Source organism: Bacillus sp. MT94 (assembly GCF_058792475.1).
Genome location: NZ_JBXAEZ010000010.1, coordinates 12,295 through 26,690, shown reverse-complemented (window position 1 = coordinate 26,690; position 14,396 = coordinate 12,295). Strand labels below are relative to the sequence as shown.

The window sequence follows — 14,396 nt, the reverse complement described above, 5'->3', positions numbered from 1 at the left end:
ATGTAAGAAATATAATCGTTTAGAGATAAAGGAGTGTATGGAGTGGGGAATGTATCCTTACCGTTAGATTATGTTGTAATTGATTTTGAAACAACAGGATTTAACCCTTATAATGATAAAATTATTCAAGTTGCAGCGGTGAAATATCGTAATCATGAACTGGTAGATCAATTTGTTTCATACGTGAATCCAGAGCGACCAATTCCGGACCGAATAACGAGTTTAACCGGTATTACCAATTATCGTGTTTCAGATGCACCGACGATTGAAGAGGTATTACCTTTATTTTTAGCATTTTTACATACAAATGTTATTGTGGCCCATAATGCTTCTTTTGATATGCGCTTTTTGAAAAGTAATGTAAATATGCTAGGGCTACCTGAACCTAAAAATAAAGTAATTGATACTGTATTTTTAGCGAAGAAATACATGAAGCATGCGCCTAATCATAAACTTGAAACGTTAAAGCGAATGCTTGGAATTCGTTTAAGCTCTCATAATGCATTTGACGATTGCATTACGTGTGCTGCTGTTTATCAAAAGTGTGCAGCTATTGAAGAAGAAGGACAGAGAAAAGTAAATAAGGTCTCACTTGATGAAATCGTAGTATACGAAGCGGTGAAAGAAATGCTTGCACGTAATAAACGTAATGTAGAATGGCTACGTTGTATGAACGTAGGAAGTTATTTAGATATAAAAGCTTTTTATCCAGTTATGAGATTAAAGGTAAAAGGGCGAAAGAAATATGTATTAACAGAGATATTAGAAGAAGATGTGAAAGAAATATGTACAAGTTTAAAATGTGAACCGGCGTTAAAAAGTGAAGTTGGTAATACGAGAATTATGCTTAATAGCTTAGAGGATGTTATGAAATTAGAAAGTTATATTTTAGAGCAGTATGATTTTGTATTACAGGCGCTTCATGATTATAAAGAAAATGAAATGAATGCAGATGAAAAGTTGAAAGAGTATTTAAATATTATGGTATGAAAAACTCCGTGTGCAATATATTGTACACGGAGTTTTTTTAGGAGTACCAAAACATAAAATTTTCTTACAAATCTGATTAAAGAGTTTTTCGTTTGCTCATACTATGTAATAAGAAAGTGAAGGAGAGAGGGTGAACAACATGAGAAGAAGTCGCCGTAAATCGTTTGAAGAACTTGTAAATGAAAATAAACAACAATTATTAAGCGATCGTGATGCAATTGATCGCATTGAAGAGCGCATCGAAAAACGTTATGAAATGAAACTTTTTAAGCAAGCTGAATAATTCTTAACGCTAGTACGATACTAGTGTTAAGGAGGCGATAGTAATGGGTAATCCGAAAAAAAATTCAAAAGACTTTGCACCAAATCATATTGGAACACAATCGAAAAAAGCTGGTGGAAATAAAGGAAAGCAAATGCAAGATCAAACAGGTAAACAACCGATTGTTGATAACGGTTAAAAAGGAGAATGTTATCATTCTTCTTTTTTGTGAGGAAATGAAAGATGAGTTTTTAGCAGTAATATGAAAAAAAGGGCTGACTTTTGTCAGCCTTTTTTCGTAATCGTAAAATTTTCAACGAGTAAACGCCAATTTTGCGGGAATGGTAAACCGATTTTCCAGTAACTAATACCGCCTATACCTTGTTCTTTCATTAAATTGAATTTACTTTGAACAGACCGTGAATCTTCAAACCAAACTTCGTGTTGCACGCCGTTTTCATCAAAGTAATTAAAATGAGGAGCTTGGGCTGTGAAATCATAACGAATAGGAACATTATATTTACGAGCTAGTGCAACAGCTGCGACAGAGCTAATTGCTTTTGCGGGTGGATTTCCTTGTTTAAATGGAAGCTTCCAATCAAACCCGTATAAATTTTGCCCCATCATAATTTTTTGTGGAGGCATTTGAGATTTTGCATATTGAAGTACTTCTTTCACTGGACCGATAGGAGAAATCGCCATCGGTGGACCGCCTTGCCATCCCCAGTCATATGTCATAATGACGACGAAATCAACAATTTGCCCTTGCGCTTTATAATCGTGAGCTTCGAAAAATTTTCCCTTTTGATTTGAACTTGTTTTCGGTACGAGAGTTGTGCTCAATGTGTACCCGCTAGGTAAGCGTGTTTTTACATTTCGTAAAAAGCGATTATACGCCTCGCGGTCTTCAGGTGCTACACTCTCGAAATCGAAATGAATGTCTCGCATGCCATATTTTTGAGCTGTTTGCAAAATGTTAGTAATGAATTTGTTTTGAATCGTTGCGTCGCGTAAAATAACTGATGTTAGATCGGCACTGAAATTACCATTTTCAATATTTGTAATAACGAGCATAGGGATTGTTTTACCTTGCGTTGCAATATTAGCAATTTTAGCTGTTTCAGTAGGTTCTTTTAATGTGCCATCTCTTTTTGCCTCAAAACTAAAATAGGCTAAGTATGTTAAAAATGGATTGATGGCGCGTGTCGCATTAACTAAACTCTCTTTAATCGGTATAGTTGAAGGTTGTAAATAAGCGATGGATTCTACAGCTCGTTTTGTGCCTTTTGGTACATATAATTGTTGTCCGACATGGAGAATAGATTTTAAAGATAAATTATTAACTTTAGCTAAACTAGCGAGGGGGACATTATATGTTTGAGAAATTCGATATAGGCTGTCACCAGGCTGTACATAATAATTATTTCCTTTCGTATTAACGATAAGTGCCTGACCAACAACGAGCGTTTCAGCTGGATTTAGTCCATTGTCTTTTACTATTTCGTCAGGTGTTGATCCATATTTTGATGCCAAGCTATATACGCTATCACCACTACGAACAGTTACAATTTGAATCATATGCTGGCTCCTTTCAGTAAAAGATTCACTGTTTTTATTTTATTTTTGATGTCACTGTATTATGATTAAATGTATGCAAGGTAGCAGAAGTGAAAGAAGGCGAATACATATGTTTGTAGCAGAACATGAAGTTGAAATCCGTTATGCGGAAACAGATCAAATGGGTGTTGTTTACCATTCAAACTACTTAGTGTGGCTTGAGTTAGGTCGCACGAAACTTATACAAGATTTAGGTTTTTCATATGTTGAAATGGAGAAAGAAGGAATTATTTCTCCTGTGTTAGATTTACAAATTTCATATCGTAAAGCGATGCGTTATGGAGAAAAGGCAATCGTAAAAACATGGGTAGATACTGTGAGCCCGCTTCGCGTTGTATATGGATATGAAATATATAATGGTGATGGTGATCTTTGTATTACTGCAAGTACGACGAATATTTGTGCGAAAAAAGAAGGATTCCGCCCTGTATCATTTAAAAAGTTATATCCTGAGTGGTATGCGAAATATGAGGAAATTAAGAAAAAATAAAAAAGCGTGGCAGAAGCCGCGCTTTTTTATTTTTCATAATTAAATTGTGGGAAGTCTTCACCTTCATTAAGTGTAACAGATAAATTATGTCCATCGAAGAACCATTCATCATCGCCTTCAATAAAGAAGTTAATACCTTCTTCTTGAATTTGAACAGCAGGGTGTGCAGGATCATCTTTACGAATACCTAAAGAAAGTCCTTTTTGCACAGTACTGCAACCACCGTATTGTACGAAAAAGCGTAGTGTTTCATTTGATTGTAAGTTTAATTCAGTTTTATACCATTGTGCTGCTTCTTTTGTTACGGAAAGATTCATGTATAGTTCCTCCAAGTTATGTTGCTTTTTCTTTAGTATAAAAAATAACGCAAAAAGACGCTATTAATATGCTTCACGTTTTCTTTTTGCGTTATGTGGGTTACGATCTTATTTTTGCTTTTTTGAAAAGTTTGCTTTTGGTTCAGTTTTATTTATAATTCGTCCGATATTTGCACGGTGTTTATAAATAACCATACCTGCTAATAAACACATCGCAATAATGAAGATTTTATCCCCGCTAACAATGGATGCAATAACAGCAACAACTGCTGTTACCATAGAAGAAAGTGATACGTATCTTGTTGTAAATAAAAGGGTGAAAAATACAACAGCCAATATTGCAAAAACAACTGGTGAATAGCATAATAGCACCCCAGCAGAAGTTGCAACTGCTTTACCACCACGGAATTTCGCGAAGATCGGGTAGACATGTCCAAGAACAGCCGCTAACCCGAACCATAGTGGGTGAATATCTAATCCGAAAATCATTGGTAGACTTGTTGCTAATGTCCCTTTTAAAATGTCAGCAATTGTAACGGTAAAACCTGCTTTTTTCCCTAATGTACGGAATGTGTTTGTTCCGCCTAGATTACCGCTCCCGTGCTCACGAATATCGATTCCGTAGCCAATTTTTCCAACAACTAGTGCAAATGGAATCGAGCCAAGCAAGTAGGCAACGATAAATAAAAGATATGTAGTAACCATAAGTTCAGTCTCCTTTATTCAAATGTGTTGATAAAGGGTAAAAAGAGTTTTTCCCGTATATTGTACCATACATTTGTAAAGAGCACATTTCTTTTTTGTAAATGAAAAATTCATTATTTCGTGAAAAAAATTTCACAGTAATGTTACATTTCTCACAGAAACAGCAAGACTATATGTAGTAACATTTTAATCAAAAGACAACAACATATTGGTGGAGGGTTATAAATGTTACAAAATAATACACGTGGAGAAGAATTAATGAAAGTGTTCGAGACGATAGTCCACGGCAATGAACAAGATTTAATGCAAGAAAATGCAAATGTAGACGGCCGCTCTCCAATGGGTGTAATGGGAACGTTCGCATCTGAGAGTGCAAAATATTATGCTGTTGAGAATTTATTGTCAGATCAAGTGAAAAAAGCGATAAATGAAAATATATTATATCCACATGATTTAGATTTTTATGCGACAGGAACGACGACTTGTTCGCAAATTCCGTTAGCGCAAATGCTTGCTAACGGTTTTCATACTGGACATGGACATATGAGACAACCACAAGACATTAAAAGTGCATTGGCTCTTTCGTCTATTATTTTTCAAGCGAATCAAAATATGCAGCATGGCGGTCAATCGTTTGCACTCTTTGATATTGATTTAGCACCTTATGTACGAAAAACAATTGAGAGACATAAAAAACGATTACAATCATATCCGCTTACGAAAGAACAAATAGAAGAATTTGCATGGAAAGAAACGGAAAATGATACGTATCAAGCGTGTGAGGCTTTCGTTCATAATTCGAATAGTATGCATAGTAGGGGCGGAGGACAAGTCCCGTTTATTTCTATTAATTACGGAACAGATACATCAAAAGAAGGAAGAATGTTAATTAAACAACTATTAAAAGCAACACAAGCTGGACTTGGTAAAGGAGAGACACCAATTTTTCCGATTCAAATTTTCAAGATGAAAAAAGGTGTGAATTTTGAAGAAAGTGATCCGAATTACGATTTATTTGAATTAGCATTAGAGACAACTGCAGAGCGATTATTCCCTAACTTTTCATTTTTAGATGCTCCGTTTAATGCAGTGCATTATGATGGAAGACCAGAAAGTGAAGTATGTTACATGGGATGTCGTACCCGTGTTATGTCTAATATACATGGAGAAGAAACAGCGATTGGTAGAGGGAATTTATCATTTACGTCTATCAATTTAGTGAAATTAGCGTTAATTAGTGGTTCAAAAGAAGCATTTTTTGAAGCGCTAAACTACTATTTAGATTTAGGAATTAAGCAGTTATTAGAAAGATTTGCGTATCAATGTACGAAGCGAGCAAGAGATTTTCAGTTTTTATATTCACAAGGTGTATGGCGTGGTGGAGAAACATTGCAGCCTGAAGACTCCGTAGCTTCGATTTTAAAACAAGGGACGTTAAGTGTTGGTTTTATCGGTCTTGCGGAATGTTTAGTAGCTTTAACAGGAAAGCATCATGGGGAAGATGAAGAATCATGGAAACTTGGGTATGAAATTATTTCCTTTATGAGAGATAGAATGGATAAAGCGACAGAAGAACATCAACTGAATTTCTCGATAATTGCAACTCCAGCAGAAGGATTATCAGGAAAGTTTGTGAAAAAAGATAGAGAAGAATTTGGCGTAATTAGCGGTATAACGAACCATAATTACTATACGAATTCATTCCATATTCCAGTTTATTATAACATTCAAGCGATAAATAAAATCCGTTTAGAAGGCCCGTTCCATGCTCTCTGTAATGGAGGACACATTACGTATATTGAACTGGACGGAGCAGCGATGCATAACAAAAAGGCATTAAAACAAATTGTACAAGCCATGGCAGAACATGGCGTTGGATACGGTTCAATTAATCATCCTGTTGACCGTTGTAAGTGCTGTAGTTATCACGGGGTTATTGGAAATGAATGTCCAAGTTGCGGGAATGAAGATGAGGCTAATATAGAAAGAATTCGCCGCATAACAGGCTATCTTGTAGGAGATATGTCGAAGTGGAATAGTGCGAAACGTAGTGAAGAGATAGATCGGGTGAAACATAAATGAAAGTGATGAATATTATTCATGATAGTGTAGTAGATGGAGAAGGATTGCGGACAGTCGTGTTTTTTGCGGGCTGTCCGCATCGTTGTGTCGGTTGCCACAATCCGAAATCGTGGAATATTTGCAACGGAACGGAAATGACAGTAGAAGAAATTGTGAAAGAGATTGCAAGTAATCCATTAACTGATGTAACATTTTCAGGTGGAGATCCATTTTTTCAAGCTGCTGAAGTGAAAAAGGTAGCAAAAATCGTGAAAGATTTGAAAAAAAACCTATGGATGTATACAGGTTATACGTTAGAAGAGATACAGAGTTCTCAAAATAATGATATGATAGAGTTGTTACATTATGGGGATGTTTTAGTCGATGGAAGGTTTGAAATTGAGAAAAAAGATTTAACACTTCCATTTCGCGGAAGCTCCAATCAACGTATTATTCGATTGAAAGAGTAAAAAGGCGGGATAGATTATATGAATAAAACAGTATTGCTTGTTGAAGATGAAAGAAGATTACGTGAAATTGTTAGTGATTATTTTCGTAATGAAGGCTTTGAAGTAATCGAAGCAGAAGATGGGAAAAAAGCGTTAGAGTTATTTGCAGAGCATGAAATTGATTTAATTATGTTAGATATTATGTTACCGGAAATAGATGGATGGTCTGTTTGTAGACGAATTAGAAAAGAATCAGCAGTACCAATTATTATGTTGACAGCGCGTTCGGATGAGGATGATACATTGCTAGGTTTCGAATTAGGTGCAGACGAGTATGTAACGAAACCATTTAGCCCGAAAGTATTAGTAGCTCGTGCAAAGACGTTATTGAAACGTGCGGATGGTGCGGTAGGAGTAGCGGAAGAAAATGCTATGTCTTTAGCTGGAATAGAAGTGAATCGTCTATCTAGAACTGTTTTAGTAGATGGAGAAGAAATTATATTGACACATAAAGAATTTGAACTTCTTGTGTATTTAATGGAGAACAAAGGAATTGTGTTATCACGTCAACATTTATTAGACCAGTTATGGGGATATGACTATTACGGTGATGACCGAACGGTTGATACCCATATTAAAAAACTTCGAAATAAGTTAGGAGATAAAGCGAAGCATATCGGTACTGTTATTCGAGTTGGTTATAAATTTGAAGAATAATCTAGAACGATTTGTGTAATTTAGCCTAGGAAAATGGCGATTTTATACTCTCTTTTGAAGGTAGAATGTACAAAAAATACTTTTCTTGTCTACAATGTTAGATAGGAGTATTTTTTTAATTGGATTTCACGATGAGTTCACAAGAAGGACACAAAACGTGACTATACTGAAAATACGAATTCACCAGAGAGGGGAAATAAAACATGGGATATTACGACGGACCAAATTTAAATGAAGAGCATAGTGAAACGAGAGAAGTGAGAAAATCAGGTAGTAAAAAAGGCTATTTCTTCACAGGTTTAGTGGGAGCTGTAGTCGGAGCGGTTTCGATTAGTTTTGCAGCACCATATATGCCATGGGCTCAAAATAATGGAGCACCAGTATCATCATTTAGTTCGGATTCAAAAGTAGAAGGTACTGTAGTTCCTGTTGTAAATAAAGCGAAAAATGAAACTGATTTACCTGGTATGATTGAAGGAGCGAAAGACGTTGTTGTAGGTGTTATTAATATGCAGCAAAGTGTTGATCCATTTGCAATGCAACCGACAGGTCAAGAACAACAAGCTGGTTCAGGATCAGGTGTTATTTATAAAAAAGCAGGAAATAAAGCATATATTGTAACAAACAACCACGTAGTAGATGGTGCAAATAAACTTGCTGTAAAACTAAGTGATGGTAAAAAGGTAGATGCAAAGTTAGTAGGGAAAGATCCTTGGTTAGATTTAGCTGTTGTTGAAATTGACGGCTCTAATGTGAATAAAGTTGCAACTTTAGGTGACTCAAGTAAAATCCGTGCGGGTGAAAAAGCAATTGCAATCGGTAACCCACTAGGATTTGATGGAAGTGTAACGGAAGGCATTATTAGTAGTAAAGAACGTGAAATTCCAGTTGATATTGATGGCGATAAACGACCAGATTGGCAAGCACAAGTTATTCAAACAGATGCAGCGATTAACCCAGGTAATAGCGGTGGTGCATTATTTAACCAAAATGGTGAAATAATTGGGATTAATTCAAGTAAAATTGCACAGCAAGAAGTTGAAGGAATTGGATTTGCTATTCCAATTAATATCGCAAAGCCAGTTATTGAATCACTTGAAAAAGACGGAGTAGTAAAACGTCCAGCTCTTGGAGTAGGTGTCGTTTCGTTAGAAGATGTGCAAGCTTATGCAGTCAATCAATTGAAAGTACCGAAAGAAGTAACAAACGGTGTTGTATTAGGTAAAATTTACCCAATATCACCGGCAGAAAAAGCTGGTTTAGAGCAATATGATATTGTAGTAGCATTAGATGATCAAAAAGTAGAAAACTCACTTCAATTCCGTAAATATTTATATGAAAAGAAAAAAGTAGGCGAGAAAGTAGAAGTTACATTCTACCGTAACGGTCAAAAAATGACGAAATCGGCTACTTTAGCAGATAATTCAGCTACAAAGAATCAATAATCGAAATAAAAGAAAGTCTCTTTCATATTGAAAGAGACTTTCTTTATCGGCTATACTAAAGGAATAGGAGGGATTAATTATGACAATTGAAAACCCAACTCGTACGGAAATTGGTGAAGTGTTAAAGAGAAGCAAAACAATTGCGGTTGTTGGATTATCAGATAAGCCAGAACGTACATCGTATATGGTTTCAAAAGCAATGCAAGATGCTGGATACCGTATTATTCCAGTTAATCCAACAGTAGATGAGGTGCTTGGAGAAAAGGCAGTTTCTTCACTAAAGGATATTAAGGAACACGTTGACATAGTAAATGTATTTCGTCGCTCAGAGTTTTTAATGGATGTTGCAAAAGAATTTGTAGAGATTGATGCAGATGTTTTTTGGGCACAATTAGGAGTACAAGATGAAGATACATATAAACTTTTAAAAGAAAAAGACTATACTGTAATAATGGATCGTTGTATTAAAGTAGAACATGCGATGACAAAATAGTATAGATTTAAAAGTAGAAAGATTGATTCAGCTCTCATTATAGATAAGTAGGGCCGATGAACGAGGTGTTCATCATGAGATTTTTTAAAGGCTGTTTTTGGGGATTGTTATTTGTAATCCCATTTTGGATCTTGATCATTTGGATCATAATAAAGGTTTGGAATGTGTAATCTTGGAATACATATCCATTTCTCGTTGACAAACGATTATTTTTCTGAAATAGTAGCCTAGAGGAATCCTTGTGAGAAAACAAGGATTTTTCTATTGAAGATGGTATATAAAAGAGATAAGATAACTTGCCAAAACTATAGTCGAGGCGTTATTCTATAATAGAAACATATGTTCTGATTTTGGATTAGGAAAGGGGCAAGGAGTTTGGCGAAGCATCAGTTCCAATATAATGAAGATGCGATTCAAGTGTTAGAAGGACTTGAAGCCGTTCGAAAACGCCCGGGTATGTATATCGGGAGTACGGATAGCCGTGGATTGCATCATTTAGTATATGAAATAGTAGATAACTCCGTTGACGAAGCGTTAGCGGGATTTGGCGACGAAATTTCAGTCGTAATACATAAAGATAATAGTATTAGCGTTATAGATAAAGGGCGAGGAATGCCTACGGGAATGCATAAACTTGGGAAACCTACACCTGAAGTTATTTTAACTGTACTTCATGCAGGTGGTAAGTTTGGTCAAGGTGGCTATAAAACGAGTGGTGGTTTACACGGTGTTGGGGCATCAGTTGTAAACGCTTTGTCAGAATGGTTAGTAGTAACAATTAAACGTGATGGTAACATTTATGAACAACGCTTTGAAAATGGTGGCGTTCCTGCAACGACGTTAGAGAAAATCGGGAAAACAAAAGAGTCTGGTACGACAATGCACTTCAAACCAGATACAACGATTTTCAGCACGACAAATTACAATTATGAAACATTATGTGAGAGATTACGTGAATCTGCATTCTTATTAAAAGGAATGAAAATCTCGATAAAAGACGAACGTAATGATTTAGAAGATATATTTCATTATGAAACAGGAATCGAAGCTTTCGTTTCATATTTAAACGAAGAAAAAGATTCAATTCACCCGGTTGTATATTTCACTGGTGAACAAAACGGGATTGAAGCAGAACTAGCATTCCAGTTTAATGATGGTTACTCAGAAAATATTCTTTCGTTTGTAAATAACGTACGTACAAAAGATGGTGGAACACACGAAGCTGGATTTAAAACAGCAATGACGCGTGTGTTCAATGAGTATGCTCGTAAAGTTTCATTATTAAAAGAAAAAGATAAAAATTTAGAAGGTACAGATATTCGTGAAGGTGTAGCGGCTATCGTTTCTGTACGTGTACCAGAAGAAGTACTTCAGTTTGAAGGACAAACGAAGGGGAAACTTGGTACAAGTGAAGCTCGTTCTTCTATTGATGCCATTGTATCAGAGCATTTAGCTTACTTTTTAGAGGAAAACCCGGATGTAGCTACACTTCTTGTGAGAAAGGCAGTTAAAGCAGCGCAAGCACGTGAGGCTGCTCGTAAAGCGAGAGAAGAAGCACGTAGTGGTAAGAAGAAGAAAAAATCAGAAGGTACGTTAAGCGGGAAGTTAACACCTGCACAATCACGTAATCCTCAGAAAAACGAATTGTATTTAGTAGAGGGTGACTCTGCTGGTGGTTCAGCGAAACAAGGACGAGACCGTCGTTTCCAGGCCGTATTACCATTACGTGGTAAAGTAATTAATACAGAGAAAGCAAAGCTTGCTGATATCTTTAAAAATGAAGAGATTAATACAATCATTTATGCGATTGGCGGCGGTGTAGGAAATGAATTTGATGTTGAAGATATTAACTACGATAAAGTTGTAATTATGACCGATGCCGATACGGATGGAGCTCATATTCAAGTATTGTTATTAACGTTCTTCTACAGATATATGAAGCCACTTATCGAAGCGGGTAAAGTGTTTATCGCACTCCCTCCTTTATACAAAGTAAGTAAAGGAAAAGGTAAGAGTGAAGTAATTGAATACGCTTGGTCAGATGAGGAATTAGACGGTGTAACGAAAAAAGTTGGAAAAGGCTATATGTTACAACGTTATAAAGGGCTTGGTGAAATGAATGCGGATCAATTATGGGAAACAACAATGAATCCTGAAACGCGTACATTAATTCGCGTGAAAATTGATGATGCAGCAAGAGCAGAGCGTCGCGTTACAACATTAATGGGCGATAAAGTAGAACCGCGCCGTAAATGGATTGAACGTAATGTACAGTTTGGTATGCAAGAAGAAGGAAATATTTTAGAAAATGAAATGATTATGGAGACGGAGGTGGAATAACATGCAAGCAGAGAAGTTTCATGACCTCCCGCTTGAAGACGTGTTAGGTGATCGCTTTGCACGTTATAGTAAATATATTATTCAAGATCGTGCACTTCCAGATGCACGTGATGGCTTAAAGCCAGTACAAAGACGTATTTTATATTCTATGTATGTAGAAGGTAATGTACATGATAAAGCGTTTCGTAAATCAGCTAAAACAGTAGGTAATGTTATCGGTAATTATCATCCACATGGAGATTCCTCTGTATATGAAGCAATGGTACGCTTAAGCCAAACTTGGAAAGTACGTAATGTTTTAGTTGAAATGCATGGTAATAACGGTAGTGTTGATGGGGACCCAGCGGCAGCAATGCGTTATACGGAAGCTCGTTTATCACCAATCGCATCTGAATTATTACGTGATCTTGATAAAGAAACAGTTGAATTCGTGTCAAACTTTGATGATACGAGTGAAGAACCAGTTGTATTACCAGCAGCGTTCCCGAATTTATTAGTGAACGGATCTACAGGGATTTCCGCTGGTTATGCAACAGAAATTCCTCCGCATCATCTTGGAGAAGTTATTGATGCTACAATGATGCGTATTGATAAGCCAAATAGTACTGTTGATGATTTATTAACAGTTATGAAAGGACCAGATTTCCCAACAGGCGGTATTATTCAAGGGATTGATGGTATTAAAAAGGCGTATGAAACAGGTAAAGGTAAAATTATTATTCGTGGAAAAGCAGAAGTTGAAACAGTGCGCGGTGGGAAACAACAAATTGTAATCACTGAAATTCCTTACGAAGTGAATAAGGCAAACCTTGTAAAGAAAATGGATGAATTACGTCTAGATAAAAAGTTAGATGGTATTGCTGAAGTGCGTGATGAGACAGATCGTACTGGTTTACGAATTGTTGTTGAATTAAAGAAAGAAGCAAACGCCGAAGGTATTTTAAATTATTTATATAAAAATACAGATTTACAAATTCCATATAACTTTAATATGGTAGCGATTAATAATCGTCGTCCAACACTTATGACATTACCAAAAATTTTGGATGCTTATATTGGACATCAAAAAGAGGTTATTACGAGACGTTCGCAATATGAATTAAGAAAAGCAGAAAATCGTCAACATATTGTAGAAGGTTTAAAGAAAGCATTATCGATTTTAGATCAAGTAATCGAGACAATTCGAGCTTCAAAAGATAAACGTAATGCGAAAGATAATTTAAGTGCAAAATTTGGCTTTACAGAAGCACAGGCGGAAGCAATTGTTTCCTTGCAATTATATCGCTTAACGAATACAGACATTACGGCGTTACAAGAAGAAGCAGATGAGCTTAATAAGAAAATTCTAGAGCTACAGTCAATTTTACAAAGTGAAAAAAGATTACTTCAAGTCATTAAAACTGATTTGAAGAGAGTTAAGAAAACATATAGTGATGATCGCCGTGCTATTATTGAAGAACAAATTGAAGAAATTAAAATAGACGTAGAAGTGATGATTCCACAAGAAGATGTCATCGTTACTGTAACGAAAGAAGGATATGTGAAACGTACTGGATGGCGCTCACATAATGCATCAAACGGCAAAGACTTCGGTATGAAAGAGGGTGACATCTTACTTGAACGATTCGATACGAATACGACTGAAACAGTTCTTTTATTCACAAGTAAAGGGAACTATATATATCTTCCAGTATACGAAATGCCAGATATTCGTTGGAAAGATTTAGGTCAGCACGTTGCAAATATCGTTTCACTCGACCGAGATGAAACGATCATTTGGGCAACGGTTGTACCGAACTTTGAGGAAGAAAAACGATTTATCGTATTTGTAACACGAAATGGTATGATAAAGAAAACAGAATTAAATCAATATAAAGTTCAGCGTTATTCAAGGGCATTCGTTGCTGTAAACTTGAAAAAAGATGATGAAGTTGTCGATATATTTGCGACAGATGGAACGAGTGATATCGTTCTTGCTACACATGGTGCATATGCACTTGTTTTCCATGAAGATGAAGTAAGTCCAGTCGGTGTAAGAGCTGCTGGTGTGAAAGCAATTAATTTAAAAGAAGATGACTATGTCGCTTCTGGTAAACCGTTAAATGGTGATAAAGATCAACTTATTCTCGTAACGCAGCGTGGTGCTGTAAAACGTCTAAAAGCATCAGAAATTGAAAAATCAACGAGGGCGAAGCGAGGCCTTGTTATTTTCAAAGAGTTAAAACGTAATCCGTACCGCATTGTCGGTATTGAAATTGTTCGGGACGATGAATTAGTTTACATGAAGACAGAGAAAAACATTGTAGAAGAGATTGATCCGAAAGCGTATCGAAATAAAGACCGGTATAGTAATGGTAGCCTAGTGCTAGATGTAAATGATACTGGTGAAGTAGTAGAAACGTGGACGAAGAAAAGACCAGAATAAAGAGGGCATCTTGCTATGAATAGTAGCAAGATGCTTTTTTCTAGGCAATTTATTATGTAAATAATAATAATCTTGTTATAATAAC

General features: G+C 36.0%; 14 protein-coding genes. 11 read left to right on the top strand and 3 right to left on the bottom strand.

Features of this window, described 5'->3' with window-relative positions; genetic code table 11:
- Positions 1-42: 42 nt before the first annotated feature.
- The 3 genes from AC1Q51_RS25615 (at position 43) to sspN (ending at position 1,451) form a co-directional block, all read left to right on the top strand.
- The gene (locus tag AC1Q51_RS25615; protein WP_065229193.1) at positions 43-990 is read left to right on the top strand and encodes a 3'-5' exonuclease; all 948 of its coding nucleotides are present in this window, start codon (positions 43-45) and stop codon (positions 988-990) included.
- Between the two features lie 139 nt (positions 991-1,129).
- Positions 1,130-1,273 (top strand): FbpB family small basic protein, encoded by a 144-nt coding sequence (locus tag AC1Q51_RS25610; protein WP_001254699.1) that lies wholly within the window; start codon positions 1,130-1,132, stop codon positions 1,271-1,273.
- Between the two features lie 43 nt (positions 1,274-1,316).
- On the top strand, positions 1,317-1,451 hold the full coding sequence (gene sspN, locus AC1Q51_RS25605) for an acid-soluble spore protein SspN (RefSeq protein ID WP_000527987.1): 135 nt from the start codon (positions 1,317-1,319) through the stop codon (positions 1,449-1,451).
- An 86-nt stretch (positions 1,452-1,537) separates the two neighbouring features.
- On the opposite strand, the gene AC1Q51_RS25600 is transcribed toward sspN, so the two are convergent.
- A complete protein-coding gene (locus AC1Q51_RS25600; RefSeq protein WP_000614858.1) occupies positions 1,538-2,830 on the bottom strand; it encodes a glycoside hydrolase family 18 protein in 1,293 nt (430 codons plus the stop codon).
- A gap of 109 nt (positions 2,831-2,939) precedes the next feature.
- Between AC1Q51_RS25600 and AC1Q51_RS25595 the strand changes: the two genes are divergently transcribed.
- The gene (locus AC1Q51_RS25595; RefSeq protein WP_000495808.1) at positions 2,940-3,359 is read left to right on the top strand and encodes an acyl-CoA thioesterase; all 420 of its coding nucleotides are present in this window, start codon (positions 2,940-2,942) and stop codon (positions 3,357-3,359) included.
- Between the two features lie 26 nt (positions 3,360-3,385).
- Here the strand turns inward: AC1Q51_RS25595 and AC1Q51_RS25590 are convergent, their stop codons facing one another.
- The gene (locus AC1Q51_RS25590) at positions 3,386-3,676 is read right to left on the bottom strand and encodes a HesB/YadR/YfhF family protein (RefSeq protein ID WP_492331797.1); all 291 of its coding nucleotides are present in this window, start codon (positions 3,674-3,676) and stop codon (positions 3,386-3,388) included.
- 108 nt (positions 3,677-3,784) lie between these two features.
- Positions 3,785-4,381 carry a glycerol-3-phosphate 1-O-acyltransferase PlsY gene (gene plsY, locus AC1Q51_RS25585; protein WP_000258974.1) on the bottom strand — a complete coding sequence of 199 codons (597 nt, stop codon included), beginning with the start codon at positions 4,379-4,381 and terminating at the stop codon, positions 3,785-3,787.
- Between the two features lie 225 nt (positions 4,382-4,606).
- On the opposite strand from plsY, the gene AC1Q51_RS25580 reads away from it, so the two are divergent.
- The 7 genes from AC1Q51_RS25580 (at position 4,607) to parC (ending at position 14,311) form a co-directional block, all read left to right on the top strand.
- Positions 4,607-6,463, top strand: coding sequence for an anaerobic ribonucleoside triphosphate reductase (locus tag AC1Q51_RS25580; RefSeq protein ID WP_090977391.1), 1,857 nt, complete (start codon positions 4,607-4,609; stop codon positions 6,461-6,463).
- Positions 6,460-6,912, top strand: coding sequence for an anaerobic ribonucleoside-triphosphate reductase activating protein (gene nrdG, locus AC1Q51_RS25575; RefSeq protein ID WP_000867078.1), 453 nt, complete (start codon positions 6,460-6,462; stop codon positions 6,910-6,912). The genes AC1Q51_RS25580 and nrdG overlap by 4 nt, the downstream gene beginning before the upstream one ends.
- 18 nt (positions 6,913-6,930) lie before the next feature.
- On the top strand, positions 6,931-7,608 hold the full coding sequence (locus AC1Q51_RS25570; protein ID WP_001044679.1) for a response regulator transcription factor: 678 nt from the start codon (positions 6,931-6,933) through the stop codon (positions 7,606-7,608).
- 203 nt (positions 7,609-7,811) lie between these two features.
- Positions 7,812-9,053, top strand: coding sequence for a S1C family serine protease (locus AC1Q51_RS25565; protein WP_000542643.1), 1,242 nt, complete (start codon positions 7,812-7,814; stop codon positions 9,051-9,053).
- 79 nt (positions 9,054-9,132) lie between these two features.
- Entirely contained in the window at positions 9,133-9,546 is a 414-nt protein-coding gene (locus AC1Q51_RS25560) for a CoA-binding protein (RefSeq protein ID WP_000151397.1), read from the top strand.
- A gap of 375 nt (positions 9,547-9,921) precedes the next feature.
- Positions 9,922-11,886: a DNA topoisomerase IV subunit B gene (gene parE / locus AC1Q51_RS25555; RefSeq protein ID WP_001062197.1), complete on the top strand. Its 1,965-nt coding sequence runs from the start codon at positions 9,922-9,924 to the stop codon at positions 11,884-11,886.
- A 1-nt stretch (position 11,887) separates the two neighbouring features.
- On the top strand, positions 11,888-14,311 hold the full coding sequence (parC, locus tag AC1Q51_RS25550) for a DNA topoisomerase IV subunit A (protein ID WP_492331796.1): 2,424 nt from the start codon (positions 11,888-11,890) through the stop codon (positions 14,309-14,311).
- The last annotated feature ends 85 nt before the right edge of the window (positions 14,312-14,396 follow it).